This is a genomic window from Pseudomonas sp. NPDC090752, assembly GCF_055584805.1.
Genome location: NZ_JBVJLI010000003.1, coordinates 271,951 through 294,069, shown reverse-complemented (window position 1 = coordinate 294,069; position 22,119 = coordinate 271,951). Strand labels below are relative to the sequence as shown.

Sequence of the window (22,119 nt, the reverse complement as noted above, 5' to 3'; positions counted from 1 at the left end):
AATGTCATCGTTTGGTTACATTGCGCGCGAGCGCGGTAGCCAGGCTCGGTGCCAATGGCAGGGTGGGCAGCAGCACGGCCTGGTAGGCATGGTAAAGGTCGGGCTTGCCGGCCCAGATGGTCGCGGCGGGCTGGTTGGCAAGGTCGAGTTCATGGTGCCAGCTGCCGGCTGCGCGGTCGATGAAGTGACTGTCGGTGAAATCCCAGAAGCAGCGGTACCAGCGCGCGTACGCTGGCTCGCCGGTGCGCCGCAACAGGGCCGCAGCGCTGGCGCAGGCTTCGGCGTGAACCCAGTGCAGACGCTCGCGCACCTTGGGTTGATTGTCCCAATCCAGGGTATAGACAATGCCGTTGGCACCGTCGACGTTCCAGCTATGCCGGCAGGCGCTGGCAAACAGGCCACGGGCACAGCCCAGCAGCCACTCCGGCGTATTCAGCCTCACCAGGCGCAGCGCCGCTTCCAGGTGCAGCAACAGCCGCGCCCATTCGAACGCATGCCCAGGGGTGGCGCCATAGGGCCGGAAGTGATCGGCGGGGTTATCCCGGTTGTAGTCGGGCAAGGGTTGCCAGTGCCCATTGAAATGCTCGACAACCCGGTAATCGTTGGCAGCGGCATGGCCATGGATGATGCGCTCGACGATGCGCAACCCGCGTTCCAGCCAAAGCGTATCGCCGGTGACATCTGCCAGGGCGAGGAACGCCTCGGTGGCGTGCATGTTGCTGTTGGCGCCACGGTAGGCTTCCGGGTGCAGCCAGTCGCAGGAGAAGGATTCGCGCAGCGCGCCTTCCTCCTCGCTCCAAAACCGCTCCTCGATCACCCCGATCGCGTCCACCAGCAATCCTTGCGCACCCGCTGCACCCGCCACCACTGCGGAGCTGGCGGCCAGCGCGACGAAGGCGTGCAGGTAGGCTGCCTTGCCGTCACCGCTGATCCAGCCACCGTGAATGCCATCGTGCAACGGCCCGCGCAGCGCCTGCACGCCATGCTCGACAAGCGTCAGGCAGCCGGGCTCACCCTGAATGTGAGCCAGAGCAAAGCTGTGGGTCATGCGGGCGGTGATGAGGGTGTCGGCGACGGCCGAGGGCGGCAGCTTGCCATGCACGTCAAGGCCGGCGAAGCCGTCAGGCACTTGCGCGGCCTGGGCGAATGACAGCAGTCGCCTGCCTTCGGCGCTGAGCCAGGCGATATGTTCCGGGGAGTCGATGTAGTCCATGCACCCGCTACTTCCATGCCAGAGGTTTGCAGATTCTAGCCAGCCGTCCTGGCTGGGATGTCACGAAGGCCCGCGGGTATGTCACCACTCAGTGACATTCCCTCAGTCAATGCCTCGCGGCAAATAGAGGGTCACCCGCAACCCACCCTCGCGCAAGTTCAACAGGCTTACCTCACCGCCATGGCTGTGGGCAATGTTGCGCGCAATCCCAAGCCCCAGCCCGTATCCCTGCTGCTGCCCGGCCAGCCTGAAATGCGGCTCGAACACCTGCTCCTGCTGCTGCTGCGGCACCCCAGGGCCTTGATCGTCCACTTGCAGAACAAAGCCTTCGGCACTGTCGATGATGCGCAAGCGGGCGCGCTCGCCATACTTGATGGCGTTGTCGATCAGATTGCCGATGCAGCGCCGCAACGCCAGCGGCTTGCCCGGATACGGCGCCAGCACCTGGCCCTCGACGGTAATGCGTCCGTCACGCACGTAGGGTTCGGCGAGGATTTCCAACACCTGATCGAGGTCGACTGGCTCGATGTTCTCGTGGATGTCGGTGTCTTTCACGCACTGCAATGCGCCCTTGACCAACAGCTCCAGTTCATCCAGGTCCTGGCTGAACTTGGCCTGCATATGCTCACCCTCCAGCAGTTCCACACGCAGGCGCAGGCGAGTGATCGGCGTGCGCAGGTCGTGGGAAATGGCACTGAACAGCTGGCTGCGCTCGGTGAGGTAACGGCTGATGCGTTCGCGCATGCTGTTGAACGCCCGCCCGACTTCGACCACTTCACTGCCGCCCCCCTCGGCCACCGGCGCCACGTCGGCGCCCAGCGACAGCTCGCGCGCGGCCCGCGCCAAGCGCTTGAGCGGCCGGGTCTGCCAGTGCACCAGCAGGCCGATGAACAGCAGCAGCAAGGCGGTGGTCAGGGCAATGAAGCCGATCTGCTGACGGGGCAGGCGCTCGGCTTCGAGGCTGGTGTAGGGCTCGGGCAGCAGCGAGGCGATGTACAGCCACTCGCCCTCGCCCAGGCGAATCTGCGTGACCAGCACGGGCGGATTGAGCGGTTCCAGGGTCAGTGAGTAATGGGCCCAAGAGCGCGGCAGTTCGTCGAGTTTCAGACCGCTGTTGAAGATCCGCAGGTCATCGGGCCCGACGAACTCCACTGAAATTTCCATCTGCGCGCCCAGCCGCTCGTGCAGCACCTGCTGGAACACGTCAATGACCGCCTGTTTGCGTGGCGTGATGGGCAATACCGGCATGTCCAGTGGCTTGTCGTTGAGCGAAACGAAGAAGCGCGTGCCGCCCATGCTGCGCAACTGGTCGAGCACCATCGGCCGGTACGCCACCGGCAGTGAGCGAAAGTAACTGACGCTGGCGCTCATCGAATGCGCCAGGCTGCCGGCACTGGCGCGCAGGCCCTGCAACTGGCTGGCGCGTAGCTGGGCGACCCAGATAAAGCTCGACAGGCTCTGGGCCAGCAGTACCACCAACAGGGTCAGCAGCAGCATGCGCCCCAGCAGCGAGCGCGGCAGCAGGCGCCAGCGCCGCTCAGGAAGCGCAGCAGACATTTGCAGCCAGCAGGTAACCACTGCCGCGCACGGTGCGGATCAGCCGCGGCGGCTTGTCGGTATCGCGCAGGCGCTGACGCAGGCGGCTGACCGCCATGTCGACGATACGGTCCAACGGCATCGGTTCACGGCCACGGGTGGCGTTGCCAATGGTGTCGCGATCGAGAATCTGCTGGGGGTGATCGAGAAACAGCTTGAGCAGGGCAAAATCGGCACCGGACAGAATCACTTCTTCGCCGTCACGGTGGAACAGCCGGTGGCTAACCGTGTCCAGGCGCCAGTCGTCGAAGACCAACACGGCGGTGGCCGGTGCAGCGTGACCGAACTCGGCGCGGCGCAGCAGGGCCTTGATGCGCGCCTGCAGCTCGCGCGGGCTGAACGGCTTGCCCAGGTAGTCGTCAGCGCCCAGTTCCAGGCCGATGACCCGGTCGGCCTCGTCGGAGCTGGCAGTCAGCATGATGATCGGCACCCGCGACTGGCGCGGGTGCTGGCGCACCCAGCGGCACAGGCTGAAGCCATCCTCGTCGGGCAACATCACATCGAGAATGACCAGGTCGCAGGAGGTGTTTTCCAGGGAATGGCGAAAGCCCTGGCCGTCGGCTGCGGCATGCACCTGGAAGCCGGCGCGGCTCAGGTAGGTTTGCAACAGCTCGCGGATTTCCTGATCGTCGTCGACCATCAGGATCGATTTTCCGGCAGTGCTCAAGGTGTCCCGCCCTCTTGTTTTTGATCGCAGGTCTTCAGTGCCTGCTACGGGGCTACAAAGCGGCCCCAGCCACGCATCAGTGATCCAGCGTCTGCTGTAATGCCACCCCCGCGCCCAGCAGTCCAGAGAATTCCGCTGTCACCAGCCACACCGGCACACCCGCGAAGTACCCGCTCATGCAGCCCTTGTCGGCAAAGCTCGCGGCAAATCCGCTGCCGAGGAACAGTTCGGCGAACCGTGGAATCACGCCGCCGACAATATAAACGCCGCCGCGCGCGCCCAGGGTCAGCACATTGTTACCGGCCACACGCCCAAGGAAGCGGCAGAACTGCTCGATGACCGCCAACGCCCGTGGTTCGCCGCCCAGGGCGGCATCGGTGATCTGGGCTGGAGTTTTGTGTCGCGGTGTATCACCGTCCAGCGCGCAGATGGCCTGATACAGGCGCACAAGGCCGCCACCACTGAGCACGGTCTCGGCACTGACATGGCCGATCTGGCTGTGAATCTGCTGATGGATCGCCGCCTCGCGGGCATTGCCCACCGGCAGGTCGACGTGGCCACCCTCGCCCGGCAGCGCCTGCCAGTGGCGCTCACCAAGACGCAGCAAGCTGCCGACGCCAAGGCCGGTGCCTGGCCCGATCACCAGCGCGGGCCGCAGCGGGTCGGCCTGGCCGGCGCAGACTTCGTGGTACTCGCCCTGTTGCAAGCGGGTCATTCCCAGGGCCATGGCCGAGAAGTCGTTGATCAGCAACAGCCGCTCGACCTGCAAGGTCTTGCAGAACGCGCTGCGGCTGAGCCGCCAATGGTTGTTGGTGAAACGAAACTCATCGCCGTCGACCGGCCCGGCAACGGCCAGGCAGACCGCCGACAAACCACCACGCGCGATGCCCTGATCGCTCAGGTAGGCCTCGATGGCCTGCTCGGGGCTGGTGTAGTCGGCAGTGGCGAACACCTTCACCTGGTACAGCTGGTTGTCACGCCACAACGCAAAACGGGCATTGGTGCCACCGATGTCGCCAACCAGCAGGTCCTTCATTTTAGGTTCTCCAGAGCCGAAGTGAAGGCGCTCGCGCCCTGTTCGGCCGGGCTGAACGCCACGCGCATGAAGCCGAACAGCTCGCGCCCGCAGCCCAGGTCATTGCCCTGGGGGGCTGGCGGCAGGTCGCGGCTGGCCAGTTCCTCGGCCGACACCATCACCCGCAGCGTGCCTTCGACGCCATCGACCCGCACGATATCACCATCGCGTACCCGCGCCAGCGGGCCACCGTCATAGGCTTCAGGACAAACGTGAATGGCGGCAGGGATCTTGCCCGATGCACCCGACATGCGCCCGTCGGTCACCAGCGCGACCTTGTAGCCGCGATCTTGCAGCACGCCGAGGAACGGCGTGAGCTTGTGCAGCTCCGGCATGCCATTGCAACGCGGGCCCTGGAAGCGCACCACGGCGACGAAATCGCACTCCAGCTCGCCGGCCTTGAAGGCTTCGGCCAGCGAGTGCTGGTCCTGGAACACGCGCGCGGGCGCTTCCACTACCTGATGTTCGGGGGCGACTGCGGACACCTTCATCACGCCGCGCCCGAGGTTGCCTTCCATCACCCGCAGGCCACCTTCGGCCGAGAAGGGGCGCGCCACCGGGCGCAGGATATCTTCGTCCAGGCTGTGCTGCGGGCCATCGCGCCAGACCAGCTTGCCGTTGTCGAGGAACGGTTCCTGGGTGTAGCGGCGCAGGCCGTGGCCGGCCACGGTATTGACGTCTTCGTGGAGCAGGCCGGCGTCGAGCAGCTCGCGGATCAGGAACGCCATGCCACCGGCCGCCTGGAAGTGGTTGATATCGGCTTTGCCGTTGGGGTAGACGTGGGACAGGGTCGGCACCACCTCGGACAGGTCGGCCATGTCTTGCCAGGTCAGCTGGATACCGGCGGCCTGGGCGATCGCCGGGATGTGCAAGGTGTGGTTGGTCGAGCCGCCGGTGGCATGCAGGGCGACAATTGAATTGACCAGCGCCTTTTCATCGACGATTTCGCCCAGCGGCATGAAGCTGCCACTGGCCTTGGTCATGCGCGTGACTTGCTGCGCGGCCTCGGCGGTGAGCGCGTCGCGCAGCGGCGTGTAGGGGTTGACGAACGAAGCACCGGGCAGGTGCAGGCCCATCACTTCCATCACCAGCTGGTTGGTGTTGGCGGTGCCATAAAAGGTGCAGGTGCCCGGGCTGTGGTAGGACTTCATCTCCGAATCGAGCAGTTCCTCGCGGCTGGCCTTGCCTTCGGCATAACGCTGGCGCACGTCTGCCTTCTGCTTGTTGGAGATACCGGAAACCATCGGGCCGCCCGGCACGAAAATAGTCGGCAGGTGACCGAAGCGCAGCGCGCCCATCATCAGGCCGGGCACAATCTTGTCGCAAATGCCGAGCATCAACGCGGCGTCGAACATGTTGTGCGACAGCGCTACCGCTGTGGACATGGCGATCACTTCGCGGCTGGCGATGGCCAGCTCCATGCCCGGCTCGCCCTGGGTCACGCCATCGCACATGGCCGGTACGCCACCGGCGAACTGACCGACCGAGCCAACTTCGCGCAGGGTTTGCTTGATCTGGTCGGGGAAGTGCACATACGGCTGGTGCGCCGAGAGCATGTCGTTGTAAGCCGAGACGATGGCCACGTTGGCGGCGTTCATCAACCGCAAATTCTGCTTGTCGTCGGCGCCACACCCGGCTACGCCGTGGGCGAAGTTGGCGCATTGCAGGCTGGCCCGCATGGGTCCGTCACTGGCCGCGCCGCGAATCAGCTGCAGGTAGCGTTCACGGGTGGCACGGCTGCGTTCAACCAGCCGTTGGGTGACCTCAAGGATGCGCGGGTGCATGTACGGAACTCCAGGCTAACGGTAAGGGCGGTTTACCGGGCATTTCCCCTCCAATCGATTGCGGCCTAGGCTCCAGAGTAATGGGCCCTGCGCATCGAGGAGGCGGCTCACCCGACCACTCGTTGTATATTTAAACAAAATACTGCCAGTAAAAAGGCTTGTTTTCTATCGCTCAGTGAATAATCTTGTAATTCCAACAACAAAACCGTTTCAGTGAAGCTCTTTGTGCCACAGGTTTCACTCGGACTGCCAGAGGTACTGCCATGACCCTACGCATCGCCATCAACGGATTCGGCCGCATCGGACGCAATGTCCTGCGCGCACTGTATACCCAAGGCTACCGCCAGGACCTGCAGGTCGTCGCCATCAACGACCTGGGCGACAGCGCGATGAACGCCCACCTGCTCAAGTACGACAGCGTCCACGGTATTTTCGATGCATCGGTCGAAGCCGATCACGAGAGCCTGACGGTCAATGGTGACCGCATTGCGGTCAGCGCCATCCGCAATCCGGCCGAGCTGCCCTGGAAGGCCGAAGCCATCGACGTGGTGTTCGAGTGCACCGGGCTGTTCACCGACCGCGCCAAGGCGGCCGCGCACCTGGCTGCGGGGGCTGGCAAGGTGATCATCTCGGCGCCGGGCAAAGGGGTCGATGCCACGGTGGTGTACGGGGTCAACCATGACGTGCTGCGCGCGTCGCACAAGGTCATTTCCAGCGCCTCTTGCACCACCAACTGCCTGGCGCCGATCGCCCAGGTGCTGCACCGCGAGTTCGGCATCGAGCAGGGGTTGATGACTACCATCCATGCCTACACCAACGACCAGGTGCTGACCGATGTCTACCACAACGACCCATACCGCGCGCGTTCGGCCACCCAGTCGATGATCCCGAGCAAGACCGGCGCCGCCGAAGCCGTGGGCCTGGTGTTGCCGGAGCTGGCTGGCAAACTGACCGGCATGGCGGTGCGCGTGCCGGTGATCAACGTGTCGCTGGTCGACCTCACTGTCAATCTCAAGCGCGAAGCCACGGCCGAGCAGGTCAACCAGCTGTTCCTCGAAGCCAGCCAGCATTCCAAAGTGCTCGGCTACAACGCGCTGCCGCTGGTGTCGTGCGATTTCAACCACAACCCGCTGTCGTCGATTTTCGATGCCAATCACACCCGCGCCAACGGCAAGATGCTCAAGGTGCTGGCCTGGTATGACAACGAGTGGGGCTTCTCTAACCGTATGTTGGATAACTGCCTGGCGTTGTGCAGCGCCCGCTGATCCGCATTCGCCTTATCGCTGGCATGCCGGCGGCGATAAGGCAGGCAGGGAACTACAATCTTTACCTTTTCCTAACACTTCCGGGCTTGACCAACAGGCAAGATGATAAGCATTATCATTAACCTTTCGTCGGCCAGGTTCCCCCGTGAGTCAGTCCCGGTTCAACTCCATCTTCCTCGTCCAGCGGCTTTCCTTGCTGCGCACTTTGCAGCGCATGGTCGGTAACCCCAGCACCGCCGAGGACCTGCTGCAGGAAACCTACCTGAGGGTATCCCGCGCCTTGGGCGAACGGCCTATCGAGCATCTTGAACCCTTCGTGTTCCAGACTGCCCGTAACCTGGCCCTGGACCATTTGCGCGCGCGCCGGGTGCAATCGCGCATGCTGGTCGACGATGTGCCCGACGAAATCCTGCACAACGTCGCTGCGCCACTTAGCAGCAGCGAGGATGCCGCCCACGCCGAACAACTGCTCAAGCACCTGAGCGTCAGCCTCAACCAGCTGACTGACCGCCAGCAGCGTATTTTCATCCTCAGCCGCCTGCATGGCGCGAGCTACCTGGAGATCGCCGAGCAACTGGACGTCTCGGCCAGCACGGTGCAGAAGGAACTGAAACTGATCATGGCCATCTGCATGGGTGTCGCCGATCGCCTCAAGTGAGACGACCGCTGGCCAGCCGAATGCGGCGAAGCGCTTGCCACGCTGCGCCATAGCCGTGATCATTCGGGAAAATCATTTCAAGGATTCACCGTGACCGACAGCCCCGCCCCTCGCCCGCCGACTGCCGGGCCTCACGCCCGCGCCCGTGCGTTGGACGAGGCGCTGGACTGGCTGGTACGCCTGCAGTGCGCGACTGAAGCCGACACCCTGGCCTTCGAGCAGTGGCTCAGCGCCGCACCGGAAAACGCCGAGGCCTACGTCGAAGCCGAGGCGTTATGGAACGGCGCGCCGCTGCGCCAGGCCGCTACGCAAATGCACCAAGGCCGGCGCCGTTCCGTGCGCGGGCGCCTGCGTAGCCACTGGAAGCCCCTGGCAACCGCCGCCGTGCTGCTGGTGGGGTTGTTCACCGTGGGCAACCTGCCGATGCGCCTGCAGGCCGATCACCTGACGGTGGTGGGTGAGCGCCAACGCCTGCAGCTCGATGACGGAGCCAAGGTGCTGCTCAACACCAACTCGGCGTTCGCCAGTGACCTGCGCGAAGGTCGCCAGGTGGCGCGCCTGCTGCAAGGCGAGGCGTACTTTGAAGTACCCAGCGGCGCCCAACGGCCATTGGAAGTTCAGGCCGGCCCACTGCGGGCGCAGGTGCGCGACACCGACTTTGCCGTGCGCTACCTCGATGGCGAGGCGCAGGTGCGCGTGCAGCGCGGCGATGTCGACCTGCAGGCCGCCAGCGACCAGCGTATTCGCCTTAGCGCCGGTGACAGCATCAGCGTCGGCCCGCAGGGCTTCGGCCAGCGCCAGCGCCCAGACATGCACAAAGACCTCGCCTGGATCGACGGCCGCCTGGTGTTCGAGAACTGCCCATTGAGCCAGGTGCTGGCCGAAGTTCGGCGCTACTACCCGGGCTGGATCATCAACCGCAATGCCCACCTCGACGACATGGCGGTGACCGGCAACTATCGCCTCGACCAGCCGCTGGAGACCTTGCGCGCCCTGGCCCACATCACCTCGGCGCAACTGCACGAATACCCATCCGTGGTCATCATCAACTGACCTGACAATTATTTTTACGCGATCGCGCTGCCCCGCCCGTCTCGTTATAGCCAATGCAACTGATTCTTGTTTGAAAACAAGAACGGTCATCACCTATAACAGTTCGCGCGTCAGGGAGCGCTTTCGATGTCCACAGGTCTTACTCGCCCGTCCACCCTTCCCCGCCGTACCGGCCAACTGTCTCTGCTGACCCTGGCGCTTCTCGCCAGCGGTGCCTGCAGCCTGCCGGCGCTGGCCGTGGAGCCGGCCCAGGCGAGCAGCCCGCGCATGGGCGATTACCGCTTCAGCATCGCTCAGCAACCTCTGGTTGAGGCGATCAATGCCTTCAGCCAGGTGACGGGTTGGCAGGTCGGCTTCAGCGCCGAACTGGCCGATGGCGTGGCTTCGCCCGGAGTGCGCGGCTCGCTGCCCCCTGAAGCGGCCTTGAAGCAGCTGCTGCAAGGCACTGGCCTGGGCTATCGCAAGATCGGCAATGGCAATGTGGTGCTCGAACGCCAGTCGGCAGGCAATGCCATTGCCCTGCAGCAGATGACCGTCAGCGCCACCCGCAGCGCCCAGGATGTCAGCCAGGTGCCGAGCACCGTCAGCGTGCATACCCGCGAAGAACTGGACCGACAGAACGTCAGCAACATCCAGGAACTGGTGCGTTACGAGCCGGGTGTATCGGTTGGCGGCACTGGCCAGCGCAGCGGCCTGAACGGCTACAACATTCGCGGCATCGACGGTGAGCGCATCCTGACCCAGATCGACGGCGTGTCGATCCCCGACAGCTTTTTCTACGGCCCGTATGCCCAGACCCAGCGTAATTACGTCGACCCCGAGATCGTCAAACGCGTCGAAATCCTGCGTGGCCCGGCCTCGGTGTTGTACGGCAGCAACGCCATCGGCGGTGCGGTGAGCTACTTCACCCTCGACCCGGACGACATCATCAAGCCCGGTAAAGACGTCGGTGCCCGCTTGAAGACCGGCTACAGCTCGGCTGACGACAGTTGGCTGACCTCCGCCACCGTGGCTGGCCGGCAGGGCGACTTCGATGGCCTGTTGCACGTGAGCCAGCGCAACGGCCACGAAACCGAATCCTACGGCGAGCATGGCGGCACCGGCCTGTCGCGCACCGAAGCCAACCCCGAAGACGTGCGTACCACCAATGTGCTGGCCAAGCTCGGCTGGAACTACGCCGACGACGCGCGCCTGGGTTTCACCTACGAGCGCTACAAGGATGACCGCGACCAGAACATTCTCAGCGCCGTGGGTGGGCCGTTCAGCAACGGCGCCGGCATGGGCATGTACCGTAGCCGCACCGGTAACGACACCGTGACCCGCGAGCGCTTCGGCATCAACCACGAATTCGGCCTGGATTCGCTGGTGGCCGACCACGTCAAGTGGAGCCTCAACTACCAGATCGCCAAGACCGACCAGCACACCGAAGAAGTCTACTTCCCGTTCAGCCGCACGGTCTTTCGTACCCGCGACACCACCTACAAGGACCGCCAGTGGGTCTTCGACGCCCAGCTGGACAAGGCCTTCAGCATCGGCGCTACCGACCACCTGCTGACCTACGGCACCACCCTCAAGCACGAGAAGGTCACCGGCTCGCGCAGCGGCACCGGCACCTGCCTGGCGGTCGGCGGCACATGCCGCGCCATCGGCCAGGTCAGCGCCAGCGACGCCCAGGCCTTGGTCAGCGATTTCCCGGACCCGACCGTCAACACCTACAGCCTGTTCGTGCAGGATGAAATCCGCTGGAACAACTGGACCTTCCTGCCAGGGGCCCGCTACGACTACACGCGCATGGAGCCGAAATTCACCGACGAATTCCTGCGCGGCATCCAGGGCTCGGGCGCAGCCCCAGGCAGCCTCGACGATTCGGACAAGAAGTGGCACCGCGTGTCGCCCAAATTCGGCCTGACCTACGCGTTCAACGACAACTACACCTGGTACGGCCAGTACGCCGAAGGCTTCCGCACGCCGACCGCCAAGTCGATGTACGGCCGCTTCGAGAACCAGGCTGAGGGTTATGTGGTGCAGGGCAACCCGGGTCTTGAGCCGGAGAAAAGCAAGAGCTACGAGACCGGCCTGCGCGGCAACTTCGATGCCGGTAACTTCAGTGCCGCCGTGTTCTACAACAAGTATCGCGACTTCATCGATGAAGATGCCGTGCAATCGGCCAACCTGGAAACCACCTTCCAGGCCAACAACATCAAGCACGCCACCATCAAGGGCGCCGAGGTCAAGGGCCGTCTCAACCTCGACCACTTCGGTGCGCCAGAGGGCCTGTATACCCAAGGTTCGATTGCTTACGCCCATGGCCGCAACGATGACAACGGCCAGCCGTTGAACAGCGTCAACCCGCTGACTGGCGTGTTCGGCCTGGGTTACGAACAGCCGAACTACGGCGGCTTGCTGAGCTGGACCCTGGTCAAGCGCAAGACCCGCGTCGACGACACCACCTTCTTCGCCCCCGACGGCCAGAGCTCGCAGTTCCGCTCCCCGGGCTACGGTGTGCTGGACCTGAGCGGCTTCTACAAGGTGACCGACGATGTGACGGTCAACGCTGGCCTGTACAACCTGACCGACAAGAAGTACTGGCAGTGGGATTCGGTACGCGGCTACGACGGCCAGGGTGAAGCGGGTGTGACCCAACCGGCCAACCTCGACCGCTTGACCATGCCGGGGCGCAATTTTGCCATCAATGTGGTTTGGGATATCTGATCTGAACGCATAGTCAGTTTCGGCCTCTTCGCGGGCAAGCCCGCTCCCACAGGTAACCTGCTGCCCTCAGGCTCAGTGCGGTCCTTGTGGGAGCGGGCTTGCCCGCGAAGAGGCCGGAACATTCAACACAAATACCCAGCTTTTTTTACTCTCCCGCCCCCGCTGCTTCGTCTTGTCACTAGACGCCCTCATTTTCCAAGGACACCCCATGACCGACCGCCCAGCCCTGCGCTCGCAACGCCTCAACCAGGTCACCCACGCCCCGCACACCGAACTCGACGCCCTGGTCAAATCCCACGCGCCGTTCGACAGCCGCGAAAGCTTCGCCCGTTTCGTCGTCGCCCAGTACCTGTTCCAGTCCGAACTGCAGGCGCTGTACAACGACCCGCAACTGATCGCCATCGTCCCGGACCTCGCCGAACGCTGCCGCGCCGAACAGGCCCGCCTGGACCTCGCCGACCTCGATACCGAGGTGCCGGCCGCCGTCGCTGGCGCACTGCAGAACCCTAACCTGGCCGAGGCTTTGGGCTGGATCTTCGTCTCCGAAGGCTCCAAACTGGGCGCTGCGTTTCTGATCAAGCGTGCCGTTGCGCTGGAACTGTCCGACAGCTTCGGTGCCCGTCACCTGGGCGAGCCTGTCGGTGGCCGCGCCGAAGGTTGGAAGCAGTTCACCCGCATTCTCGATGGGCTGGAATTGACCGCCGAGCAGGACGCTGCCGCCGAGCGTGGCGCTGTTGCCGCCTTCGAGCGCTTCACCGAACTGCTCAAGCATGCCTACGCTGCAGACCGCGCGCTGGCCTGATACGCTTTACCCGGCCACCTTTCCGGTGGCCGGACCGTTTTTCGTAGTGAGACCATGACCCAACCTGCCCGATCGAAACTAGCGCGCCTGCTGTATGGCATCCTGGCTTACGTGAGCTTGGGCATTGGCCTGGTCGCCATCGTCATCCCCGGCCTGCCAACCACCGAATTCATCCTCCTGGCTGCCTGGGCTGCGACCCGCAGCTCACCGCGCCTGTCGGCGTGGCTGGAGAACCATCGGCTGTTCGGGCCCATCCTGTTCAACTGGCGCAATGGCAAGGTGATACAGCGCCGGGCCAAGGTCAGCGCAACCATCAGCATGCTGGTGTGCGCCGGCGCGATGCTGACCTTCCTCGACCATCACTGGCCGGTGTTCCTGGCCATCGCTGGCATGACCCTGGGCAACCTGTGGATCTGGTCCCGGCCAGAGCACCCTTGCGCGCCGGCGTCACAGGCTCAGCACCCCTGAATACAGCCCGTAGGCTGCCAGCGCAGCACCCAGCAGCACCGCCGCGAAAATCAGTTTTTCCCAGGTGGTGAACAGCGCCTGCCCTTGCTCGCGCTTGGCCCGGACAAACAGGATCACCCCAGGCGCATAGAGCAGGGCCGACAGCAGCAAGTACTTGAGCCCGCCGGCATACAGCAACCACACCGCATACAACAGCGCCACCGCCGCCACCAGCAGGTCCTTGCGCCGCAGCCCCTCTTGCCCGCCATAACTCTCACCCCGCAACGCCAGCAGCACTGCATAGGCAGCCGACCACAGGTATGGCACCAGGATCATCGACGACGCCAGGTAGATCAGGCTGGTGTAGGTGCCTGCCGAGAACAGCGTGATCAGCAGGAACCCCTGGATCATGCAATTGGTCAGCCACAGCGCGTTGGCCGGCACGTGGTTGGCGTTTTCCTTGGCGAGGAAGCGCGGCATGGTCTTGTCCCGCGCCGTGGCGAATAGGATTTCGGCGCACAGCAGCGCCCACGACAGCAGCGCACCGAGCAGCGAGATCGCCAGGCCGATACTGATCAGCAAAGCTCCCCACGGGCCGACGATATGCTCAAGCACCGACGCCAGCGACGGGTTCTGCAACCCGGCAAGTTCCGGCTGGGTCATCACCCCCAGCGACAGCACGTTGACCAGCACCAGCAGCGCCAGTACGCCGAGAAAGCCGATGACCGTGGCCTTGCCGACATCCGAGCGGCGCTGCGCCCGGCCCGAATAGACGCTGGCACCTTCGATGCCGATGAACACGAACACGGTGACCAGCATCATGTTGCGCACCTGGTCCAGCACATTGCCGAACTGCGGGTTGCTCAGCCCCCAGATATCGCGGGTGAAGATGTCGGCACGGAAGGCAAACGCGGCGATGACGATGAAGATCAGCAACGGCACCACCTTGGCCACCGTGGTCACCTGGTTGATGAACGCCGCTTCCTTGATGCCACGCAGCACCAGAAAATGCACCGCCCACAGCAGCAGTGAGGCACAGCCGATGGCGATCGGCGTATTGCCTTCACCGAACACGGGAAAGTAGAACCCCAGGGTACTGAACAACAGCACGAAGTAACCGACGTTGCCCAACCAGGCGCTGATCCAGTAGCCCCAGGCCGACGAGAAGCCCATGTAGTCGCCAAAGCCGGCCTTGGCATAGGCGTACACCCCTGAGTCCAGCTCCGGCTTGCGGTTGGCCAGGGTCTGGAACACGAAGGCCAGCGCCAGCATGCCCACTGCGGTGATGCCCCATCCAATCAAGACCGCCCCAACATCGGCGCGAGCCGCCATGTTCTGGGGCAACGAGAAGATCCCGCCGCCGATCATCGAACCGACCACCAGTGCGATCAACGCGCCGAGGCGCAGTTTCTGTCCCGGTTCGCTCATGTAAATCCCCATCGTTTTTGCGTGATGTCACACGCCTGAAACAGCTTCAAGTGCATACAAAAAAAAACGGTCAGTTATAAGGAGCAAAGCTATTAAAGCTATAGCACTCATAACTCCCTTGTCTATACCGGCCTGCTGACAAAAACGCATGTCCGCCGGGCAACTTTAACGAAACATTTTAACTATGGCATTTGTTGAGAAATATTTGCGAAAACCTCAAAACCGACTAGCTTCTAAGCTCGCAGGTTGAACAGAGCGTTTGCTCTGGATGTACATGGAGGTGCCAGCGCACGTGGCCTGCAGCAGAGCTGTCGGCACTCTCCAGGAGTCATGTGAAGGAAATTTCTTACTTCACTTGCCATGCACTGATCCAAGTCAGGTCATGGCTCGGGCGGCGGATTTATTCTGTTGTCAACTTTCTCCTGGTACGGAGTTGTTAAATGTCTGATTCCTCTGGAAAACTAAAACTTGGTGCATTAGTTGCCCTCGTCGTTGGTTCGATGATTGGCGGCGGCATCTTCTCTCTTCCACAAAACATGGCGGCCAGCGCGGGCGTCGGTGCTGTGCTGATCGGCTGGGCAATCACTGCCGTCGGCATGCTGACACTGGCATTCGTGTTCCAGACCCTGGCCAACCGCAAGCCTGACCTGGACGGCGGTGTATACGCCTACGCCAAGGCCGGCTTCGGCGACTACATGGGCTTCTCGTCAGCCTGGGGTTACTGGATCAGTGCCTGGCTGGGCAACGTCGGTTACTTCGTGTTGCTGTTCAGCACGCTCGGCTATTTCTTCCCGATGTTCGGTGAAGGCAACACCCCGGCCGCCATCATCGGCGCGTCGATCCTGCTGTGGGCGGTGCACTTCCTGGTGCTGCGCGGCATCAAGGAAGCGGCGTTCATCAACCTGGTCACCACCGTGGCCAAGGTCGTGCCGCTGGTGCTGTTCGCGCTGATCTGCCTGTTTGCCTTCAGGCTCGACATCTTCACCGCCGATATCTGGGCCACCGGCACGCCGGAACTGGGCAGCGTCATGAACCAGGTGCGCAACATGATGCTGGTCACCGTCTGGGTATTCATCGGCATCGAGGGCGCGAGCATCTTCTCCTCCCGTGCGGAAAAACGCTCCGATGTCGGTAAGGCCACGGTGATCGGCTTCATTACCGTGCTGCTGTTCCTGGTGCTGGTGAATGTGCTGTCGCTGGGCATCATGACTCAACCAGAGTTGGCCAAGCTGCAGAACCCATCGATGGCCGCCGTGCTTGAACATGTGGTCGGCCACTGGGGCGCGGTGTTGATCAGCGTTGGCCTGATCATCTCGCTGCTGGGTGCACTGCTGTCCTGGGTGCTGCTGTGCGCCGAGATCATGTTCGCCGCGGCCAAGGACCACACCATGCCAGAGTTCCTGCGCCGCGAGAATGCCAACCAGGTGCCGGCCAACGCCCTGTGGCTGACCAACGCCATGGTGCAGATCTTCCTGGTGATCACGCTGTTCTCCGCCAGTACCTACCTGTCGCTGATCTACCTCGCCACCTCGATGATCCTGGTGCCTTACCTGTGGTCGGCGGGCTACGGCTTCCTGCTGGCGCTGCGCGGTGAAACCTACGAGAACGCCGCTGGCGAACGTAGCAAGGACCTGTTCATCGGCGCCATCGCTTTGGTGTACGCCATCTGGCTGCTGTACGCCGGCGGCATGAAATACCTGCTGCTCTCGGCCCTGCTGTACGCCCCTGGCGTGATCCTGTTCGCCAAGGCCAAGCATGAAATTGGCCAACCGATCTTTACCAACGTGGAAAAACTGATCTTCGCAGCCGTGGTCATCGGCGCCCTGGTGGCGGCCTATGGTCTGTACGACGGCTTCCTGACCCTGTGAACCACGCCTTTGCACTCAATGGAGGATTGAATAATGTCCACTGAAAAACAGAAGTACGGTGTCCATTCCGAAGCCGGCAAGCTGCGCAAAGTGATGGTCTGCTCCCCGGGCCTGGCGCACAAGCGCCTGACGCCGAGCAACTGCGATGAGTTGCTGTTCGATGACGTGATCTGGGTGGACCAGGCCAAGCGTGACCATTTCGACTTCGTCACCAAGATGCGCGAGCGCGGCGTGGATGTGCTGGAGATGCACAACCTGCTGACCGACATCGTGCAGCAGCCTGAAGCACTGAAGTGGATCCTCGACCGCAAGATCACCCCTGACACCGTCGGTGTCGGCCTGACCAACGAAGTGCGCAGCTGGCTCGAAGGCCTGGAGCCTCGCCACCTGGCCGAGTTCCTCATCGGCGGTGTTGCCGGCCAGGACCTGCCGCAAAGTGAAGGCGCCGATGTGGTCAAGATGTACAACGACTATCTCGGCCACTCAAGCTTCATCCTGCCGCCGCTGCCCAACACCCAGTTCACCCGTGACACCACCTGCTGGATCTATGGCGGCGTCACCCTGAACCCGATGTACTGGCCGGCGCGACGCCAGGAAACCCTGTTGACCACGGCCATCTACAAGTTCCACAAGGAGTTCACCGACGCCGACTTCCAGGTCTGGTACGGCGACCCGGATAAAGAGCATGGCAATGCCACCCTTGAAGGCGGTGACGTGATGCCGATCGGCAAAGGCATCGTCCTCATCGGCATGGGCGAGCGCACCTCGCGCCAGGCCATCGGCCAACTGGCGCAGAACCTGTTCGCCAAGGGTGCGGTGAAGGAAGTCATCGTCGCCGGGCTGCCGAAGTCCCGCGCGGCCATGCACCTGGACACGGTCTTCAGCTTCTGCGACCGCGACCTGGTCACGGTCTTCCCTGAAGTGGTGAAGGAAATCGTGCCGTTCATCATCCGTCCTGACGAAAGCAAGCCTTATGGCATGGATGTTCGCCGCATCAACAAATCGTTCATCGAAGTGGTCGGCGAACAACTGGGTGTGAAGCTGCGTGTGGTCGAAACCGGCGGCAACAGCTTCGCCGCCGAGCGCGAACAGTGGGATGACGGCAACAACGTGGTGGCGGTGGAACCTGGCGTGGTCATCGGCTACGACCGCAACACCTACACCAACACCCTGCTGCGCAAGGCCGGCATTGAGGTCATCACCATCAGCGCCGGCGAGCTAGGCCGCGGCCGTGGCGGCGGCCACTGCATGACCTGCCCAATCATCCGCGACCCAATCGACTACTAACGACCATTCCCCCGGCCGCCCCCACAAGGCGGCGGCCGGGCCGATTACCGAATTCAAGGAGAATCACCATGGCGTTCAACATCCACAACCGCAACCTGCTCAGCCTCGAACACCACACCACCCGCGAGCTGAGGTATCTGCTGGACCTGTCTCGCGACCTCAAGCGCGCCAAGTACACCGGCACCGAGCAGCAACACCTGAAAGGCAACAACATTGCCCTGATCTTCGAGAAAACCTCGACCCGCACCCGCTGCGCCTTCGAAGTGGCCGCCTATGACCAGGGCGCCAACGTCACCTACATCGACCCCAACTCCTCGCAGATCGGCCACAAAGAGAGCATGAAGGACACCGCCCGCGTGCTCGGGCGCATGTACGATGCCATCGAGTACCGCGGTTTCAAGCAGGAGATTGTCGAAGAACTGGCCAAGTTCGCCGGTGTTCCAGTGTTCAACGGCCTGACCGACGAATACCACCCGACCCAGATGATCGCCGACGTGCTGACCATGCGCGAGCACAGCGACAAGCCGCTGCATGACATCAGCTACGCCTACCTGGGCGACGCCCGCAACAACATGGGCAACTCGCTGCTGCTGATCGGTGCCAAGCTCGGCATGGACGTACGCATCGCTGCGCCCAAAGCGCTGTGGCCGCATGACGACCTGGTAGAACGCTGCCAGAAGTACGCCGAGGAAAGCGGCGCGCGCATCACCCTCACCGAGGACCCGAAAGCCGCAGTCAAGGGCGTCGACTTCGTGCACACCGACGTCTGGGTGTCGATGGGTGAGCCAATCGAAGCCTGGGGCGAGCGCATCAAGCTGCTCAAGCCTTACCAGGTGAATGCCGAGCTGATGAAGGCCACCGGCAACCCGCGTTCCAAGTTCATGCACTGCCTGCCGGCCTTCCACAACTCCGAGACCAAGGTCGGCAAGCAGATTGCCGAGCAATACCCGGACATGGCCAACGGCATCGAAGTGACCGACGAGGTATTCGAGTCGCCGGCCTGCATCGCCTTCGAGCAGGCGGAAAACCGCATGCACACCATCAAGGCGATCCTGGTATCGACCCTGGCTGATCTGTAACGGCCTCACTTACACCCTGTGGGAGCGGGCTTGCCCCGCGAATAGGCCAGCCGCAACACCCTCGTTGCCCGAGCTGACGCCTTCGCGGGCAAGCCCGCACCCACAGGGTCGGTGTCGACTTTCATCTATTCGTTAAAGGACATTCCCCATGCGTATCGTTGTTGCATTGGGCGGCAACGCCCTGCTGCGCCGCGGCGAACCCATGACCGCTGAGAACCAGCGCGCCAATATCCGCACCGCCACCGAACAGATCGCCAAGATTCACCCTGGCAACGAGCTGGTCATCGCCCACGGCAACGGCCCACAAGTCGGCCTGCTGTCGCTCCAGGCGCTCTCTTACAAGCCCGACGAAGCTTATCCGCTGGACGTGCTCGGTGCCGAAACCGAAGGCATGATCGGCTACATGATCGAACAGGAGCTGGGCAACCTGCTGGCGTTCGAAGTGCCGTTCGCCACCCTGTTGACCCAGGTCGAAGTCGACGCCAACGACCCCGCCTTCAAGGACCCCACCAAATTCATCGGCCCAGTCTATGGCAAGGAAGAGGCCGAGCGCCTGGCCAAGGAAAAGGGCTGGGTGGTCAAGGCCGACGGCGACAAATACCGCCGCGTAGTGGCCAGCCCAAAACCCAAGCGCATCTTCGAGATCCGTCCGATCAAATGGCTGTTGGAAAAGAGCAGCATCGTGATCTGCGCAGGCGGTGGCGGCATCCCCACCATGTACGATGAAAACCGCAAGCTCAAAGGCATCGAGGCGGTCATCGACAAGGACCTGTGCTCGGCACTGCTGGCCGAGCAATTGGAAGCCGACCTGTTGATCATCGCCACTGACGTCGATGCGGCTTACATTGATTGGGGCAAGCCCACACAGAAAGCCATCGCCCAGGCCCACCCCGACGAGCTCGAACGCCTGGGCTTCGCCGCCGGCTCCATGGGGCCGAAGGTGCAGGCTGCCAGTGACTTTGCCCGCAATACCGGCAAGGTGGCGGTGATCAGCTCGCTGGAGAACATCGAGGACATCGTCAAAGGTACCGCCGGCACCCGCGTTTCCACGGCCAAGCCGGGTATCAGCTACCGTTGAATGCAGTAGGCGGGCGCAGGTCGCCCGCCGTTTTCGACCTTCCGGAGGATTCCGCCATGGCCCAGTACCAACCCGGTCACGTGCATATCGAGCGCAAAGCGCTGAACAAAAACGACCATAGCTACGACCTCAACATCGAATACGAAGCGACTCAGGATCCCAAGGAAGGCCGAGGCATACAGTTCCGCATGCATGGCAGCATCGAAGGCGAGACGGTGGACGAGAAGTTCTTCCTGGCCAAGGATCAGGTATTGCCGAGCTTTCTGATGGTGCTGAGCCGCAAGGCCCAGGCCCACCTCGCACCGCCCAAGAAATTCGAGACCTTGGGTTCCCCGCACAAGATCTACGATGCGATGTTCGAAGACATCCGTGAAAAGCTGGATGTGAAGTCCGGCGACCCGATCAAGCCTGAACATCTCGAGTGACCTTCGCGGGTAAGCCCGCTCCCACAGGTACTGCACAGGTCTAGATGACTGAGAAGCACCCGTGGGAGCGGGCTTGACCGCGAATGGACCACCGCCGACATTGGGCTTGAACGCCGACTCAGGGCATACTTGCGCCTTCCTCGCTCAATTCACCTATCCCATGCGCATCCACGTCAGCTTCATCGACCGCGTCGGCATCACCCAGGAAGTCCTCGCCCTGCTCGGTGCCCGCAACCTCAACCTGGACGCCGTGGAGATGGTCCCGCCGAACGTCTACATCGACGCCCCGACCCTGAGCCCCGCCGTACTCGAAGAATTGCACGACGCACTGTTCGAAGTGCGCGGCGTACAGTCGGTGGACGTGGTCGACATCCTCCCCGGCCAGCGCCGCCACCTGCAGCTCGATGCCCTGCTGGCCGCCATGAGCGACCCAGTGCTGGCGGTGGACAGCGCCGGCCAGGTACTGCTGGCCAATCCGGCGCTGATCGCCCTGTGCGGCCGTGAGTCGGCCGGGCGGTCGGTGAGCGAGCTGTTCGGTGACCCCGCACTGTTGCAGGCCCTGTTGGACAACAACTTCCACCTGCCCATGCGCGAAATGCAGCTCAACGGCCAGAGCCTGCTGCTCGATGCCACGCCCATCACCAACGCCGGTGGCCTGCTCACGCTGTACCCACCCAACCGCATGGGCGAACGCCTGTCGGCCCTGCACCACGACCACGCTGAAGGCTTCGATGCGCTGCTTGGCGAATCGCCGGCAATCCGCACCCTCAAGGCCCGCGCCCTGCGCGTCGCGGCGCTGGACGCACCGCTGCTGGTGCATGGCGAAACCGGCACCGGCAAGGAGCTGGTGGCCCGCGCCTGCCACGCCATCAACAGCCGCCACGCGGCGCCTTTTCTCGCACTCAACTGCGCTGCACTCCCCGAGAGTCTGGCCGAGAGCGAGCTGTTCGGCTACGCCCCCGGCGCCTTCACCGGCGCACAGCGCGGGGGCAAGCCGGGCCTGATGGAACTGGCCAACCAGGGCACGGTGTTCCTCGACGAGATCGGCGAAATGTCGCCGTACCTGCAGGCCAAACTGCTGCGTTTTCTCAGCGACGGCAGTTTCCGCCGCGTCGGCGGCGACCGTGAGGTGAAGGTCGATGTGCGCATCATCAGCGCCACCCACCGCGACCTCGAACGCATGGTCGCCGAGGGCACCTTCCGCGAAGACCTGTTCTACCGCCTCAACGTGCTCAACCTGCAGGTGCCGCCCCTGCGTGACCGGGGCCAGGACATCCTCATGCTCGCGCACTACTTCATGCAGCAGGCCTGCACGCAGATCCAGCGCCCTGCCTGCCGCCTGACTCCGGCCACCCACTCGGCCCTGCTGGCCAACCCCTGGCCGGGCAATGTGCGCCAGCTGCAAAACGTGATCTTCCGCGCCGCGGCGATCTGTGAAAGCAACCTGGTGGACATCGGTGACCTGGACATCGCCGGCACCTCGGTGGCGCGCGGGCAGGATGGCGAGGTGGCAAGCCTGGAGCAGGCGGTGGGCGATTTTGAGCGCGAGCTGCTGCAGCGGTTGTATGCCAGTTACCCCTCTACACGCCAGTTGGCAGGGCGCCTGCAGACCTCGCACACCGCCATCGCTCAACGGTTGCGTAAGTACGGCATTCCAGGCAAGGCCTGAGTTTCGCGGCGTA

The 22,119-nt window shown here is 63.2% G+C and carries 18 protein-coding genes; 12 read left to right on the top strand and 6 right to left on the bottom strand.

The genetic code is table 11. The annotated features are described in order from the left end of the window. Window positions 1-4: 4 nt before the first annotated feature. The 5 genes from ACZ6YA_RS06540 to edd form a co-directional block, all read right to left on the bottom strand. The gene (locus ACZ6YA_RS06540; RefSeq protein WP_465896325.1) at window positions 5-1,213 is read right to left on the bottom strand and encodes a D-mannose isomerase; all 1,209 of its coding nucleotides are present in this window, start codon (window positions 1,211-1,213) and stop codon (window positions 5-7) included. 102 nt (window positions 1,214-1,315) lie between these two features. Further along, entirely contained in the window at window positions 1,316-2,770 is a 1,455-nt protein-coding gene (locus ACZ6YA_RS06535) for an ATP-binding protein (RefSeq protein ID WP_465896324.1), read from the bottom strand. Next, on the bottom strand, window positions 2,751-3,476 hold the full coding sequence (gene gltR, locus ACZ6YA_RS06530) for a two-component system response regulator GltR (RefSeq protein ID WP_465896323.1): 726 nt from the start codon (window positions 3,474-3,476) through the stop codon (window positions 2,751-2,753). Before gltR ends, ACZ6YA_RS06535 begins: the two co-directional genes overlap by 20 nt. A 76-nt stretch (window positions 3,477-3,552) precedes the next feature. Then, entirely contained in the window at window positions 3,553-4,512 is a 960-nt protein-coding gene (locus ACZ6YA_RS06525; RefSeq protein WP_465896322.1) for a glucokinase, read from the bottom strand. Then, window positions 4,509-6,335: a phosphogluconate dehydratase gene (edd, locus tag ACZ6YA_RS06520; protein WP_465896321.1), complete on the bottom strand. Its 1,827-nt coding sequence runs from the start codon at window positions 6,333-6,335 to the stop codon at window positions 4,509-4,511. Before edd ends, ACZ6YA_RS06525 begins: the two co-directional genes overlap by 4 nt. 263 nt (window positions 6,336-6,598) lie before the next feature. Here edd and gap point away from each other — a divergent pair, with 263 nt between their 5' ends. From gap to ACZ6YA_RS06490, 6 genes are all read left to right on the top strand, one after another. After that, a complete protein-coding gene (gene gap, locus ACZ6YA_RS06515) occupies window positions 6,599-7,600 on the top strand; it encodes a type I glyceraldehyde-3-phosphate dehydrogenase (RefSeq protein ID WP_465896320.1) in 1,002 nt (333 codons plus the stop codon). A gap of 145 nt (window positions 7,601-7,745) precedes the next feature. Beyond that, window positions 7,746-8,258, top strand: a complete 513-nt coding sequence (locus tag ACZ6YA_RS06510; protein ID WP_465896319.1) for an RNA polymerase sigma factor — start codon at window positions 7,746-7,748, stop codon at window positions 8,256-8,258. 90 nt (window positions 8,259-8,348) lie between these two features. Continuing rightward, window positions 8,349-9,311 carry a FecR family protein gene (locus ACZ6YA_RS06505; protein WP_465896318.1) on the top strand — a complete coding sequence of 321 codons (963 nt, stop codon included), beginning with the start codon at window positions 8,349-8,351 and terminating at the stop codon, window positions 9,309-9,311. A gap of 126 nt (window positions 9,312-9,437) precedes the next feature. Next, window positions 9,438-12,023 carry a TonB-dependent receptor gene (locus tag ACZ6YA_RS06500; RefSeq protein ID WP_465896317.1) on the top strand — a complete coding sequence of 862 codons (2,586 nt, stop codon included), beginning with the start codon at window positions 9,438-9,440 and terminating at the stop codon, window positions 12,021-12,023. Window positions 12,024-12,231: 208 nt separating this feature from the next. Beyond that, a complete protein-coding gene (locus ACZ6YA_RS06495) occupies window positions 12,232-12,825 on the top strand; it encodes a biliverdin-producing heme oxygenase (RefSeq protein ID WP_465896316.1) in 594 nt (197 codons plus the stop codon). 54 nt (window positions 12,826-12,879) lie between these two features. Next, window positions 12,880-13,293, top strand: coding sequence for a YbaN family protein (locus tag ACZ6YA_RS06490; protein ID WP_465896315.1), 414 nt, complete (start codon window positions 12,880-12,882; stop codon window positions 13,291-13,293). On the opposite strand, the gene arcD (ACZ6YA_RS06485) is transcribed toward ACZ6YA_RS06490, so the two are convergent. Beyond that, complete coding sequence (gene arcD, locus ACZ6YA_RS06485) at window positions 13,273-14,700, bottom strand: arginine-ornithine antiporter (protein ID WP_465896314.1); 1,428 nt, start codon at window positions 14,698-14,700, stop codon at window positions 13,273-13,275. The genes ACZ6YA_RS06490 and arcD (ACZ6YA_RS06485) overlap by 21 nt on opposite strands. 440 nt (window positions 14,701-15,140) lie before the next feature. Between arcD (ACZ6YA_RS06485) and arcD (ACZ6YA_RS06480) the strand changes: the two genes are divergently transcribed. The 6 genes from arcD (ACZ6YA_RS06480) to ACZ6YA_RS06455 all read left to right on the top strand — a co-directional run bounded on the left by arcD (ACZ6YA_RS06480) (window position 15,141) and on the right by ACZ6YA_RS06455 (window position 22,106). Continuing rightward, entirely contained in the window at window positions 15,141-16,568 is a 1,428-nt protein-coding gene (gene arcD, locus ACZ6YA_RS06480; RefSeq protein WP_465896313.1) for an arginine-ornithine antiporter, read from the top strand. Between the two features lie 33 nt (window positions 16,569-16,601). Further along, on the top strand, window positions 16,602-17,855 hold the full coding sequence (gene arcA, locus ACZ6YA_RS06475; RefSeq protein ID WP_465896312.1) for an arginine deiminase: 1,254 nt from the start codon (window positions 16,602-16,604) through the stop codon (window positions 17,853-17,855). A gap of 68 nt (window positions 17,856-17,923) precedes the next feature. After that, a complete protein-coding gene (locus tag ACZ6YA_RS06470; protein ID WP_465896311.1) occupies window positions 17,924-18,934 on the top strand; it encodes an ornithine carbamoyltransferase in 1,011 nt (336 codons plus the stop codon). Window positions 18,935-19,082: 148 nt separating this feature from the next. Then, entirely contained in the window at window positions 19,083-20,012 is a 930-nt protein-coding gene (arcC, locus tag ACZ6YA_RS06465) for a carbamate kinase (protein WP_403130938.1), read from the top strand. A gap of 56 nt (window positions 20,013-20,068) precedes the next feature. Beyond that, window positions 20,069-20,437 (top strand): DUF5064 family protein, encoded by a 369-nt coding sequence (locus tag ACZ6YA_RS06460; protein ID WP_465896310.1) that lies wholly within the window; start codon window positions 20,069-20,071, stop codon window positions 20,435-20,437. Between the two features lie 160 nt (window positions 20,438-20,597). Next, window positions 20,598-22,106 (top strand): sigma-54-dependent transcriptional regulator, encoded by a 1,509-nt coding sequence (locus tag ACZ6YA_RS06455; RefSeq protein ID WP_465896455.1) that lies wholly within the window; start codon window positions 20,598-20,600, stop codon window positions 22,104-22,106. The last annotated feature ends 13 nt before the right edge of the window (window positions 22,107-22,119 follow it).

Bases quoted from the DNA above. Each gene is read 5' to 3' on its own strand.
- ACZ6YA_RS06460 (WP_465896310.1), top strand. From the start codon at position 20,069: ATGGCCCAGTACCAACCCGGTCACGTGCATATCGAGCGCAAAGCGCTG.
- arcC (WP_403130938.1), top strand. From the start codon at position 19,083: ATGCGTATCGTTGTTGCATTGGGCGGCAACGCCCTGCTGCGCCGCGGC.
- ACZ6YA_RS06495 (WP_465896316.1), top strand. From the start codon at position 12,232: ATGACCGACCGCCCAGCCCTGCGCTCGCAACGCCTCAACCAGGTCACC.
- gap (WP_465896320.1), top strand. From the start codon at position 6,599: ATGACCCTACGCATCGCCATCAACGGATTCGGCCGCATCGGACGCAAT.
- ACZ6YA_RS06540 (WP_465896325.1), bottom strand. From the start codon at position 1,213: ATGGACTACATCGACTCCCCGGAACATATCGCCTGGCTCAGCGCCGAA.
- arcD (WP_465896314.1), bottom strand. From the start codon at position 14,700: ATGAGCGAACCGGGACAGAAACTGCGCCTCGGCGCGTTGATCGCACTG.
- ACZ6YA_RS06455 (WP_465896455.1), top strand. From the start codon at position 20,598: ATGCGCATCCACGTCAGCTTCATCGACCGCGTCGGCATCACCCAGGAA.
- ACZ6YA_RS06535 (WP_465896324.1), bottom strand. From the start codon at position 2,770: ATGTCTGCTGCGCTTCCTGAGCGGCGCTGGCGCCTGCTGCCGCGCTCG.
- arcD (WP_465896313.1), top strand. From the start codon at position 15,141: ATGTCTGATTCCTCTGGAAAACTAAAACTTGGTGCATTAGTTGCCCTC.
- ACZ6YA_RS06500 (WP_465896317.1), top strand. From the start codon at position 9,438: ATGTCCACAGGTCTTACTCGCCCGTCCACCCTTCCCCGCCGTACCGGC.
- edd (WP_465896321.1), bottom strand. From the start codon at position 6,335: ATGCACCCGCGCATCCTTGAGGTCACCCAACGGCTGGTTGAACGCAGC.
- ACZ6YA_RS06525 (WP_465896322.1), bottom strand. From the start codon at position 4,512: ATGAAGGACCTGCTGGTTGGCGACATCGGTGGCACCAATGCCCGTTTT.
- arcA (WP_465896312.1), top strand. From the start codon at position 16,602: ATGTCCACTGAAAAACAGAAGTACGGTGTCCATTCCGAAGCCGGCAAG.
- ACZ6YA_RS06490 (WP_465896315.1), top strand. From the start codon at position 12,880: ATGACCCAACCTGCCCGATCGAAACTAGCGCGCCTGCTGTATGGCATC.
- ACZ6YA_RS06470 (WP_465896311.1), top strand. From the start codon at position 17,924: ATGGCGTTCAACATCCACAACCGCAACCTGCTCAGCCTCGAACACCAC.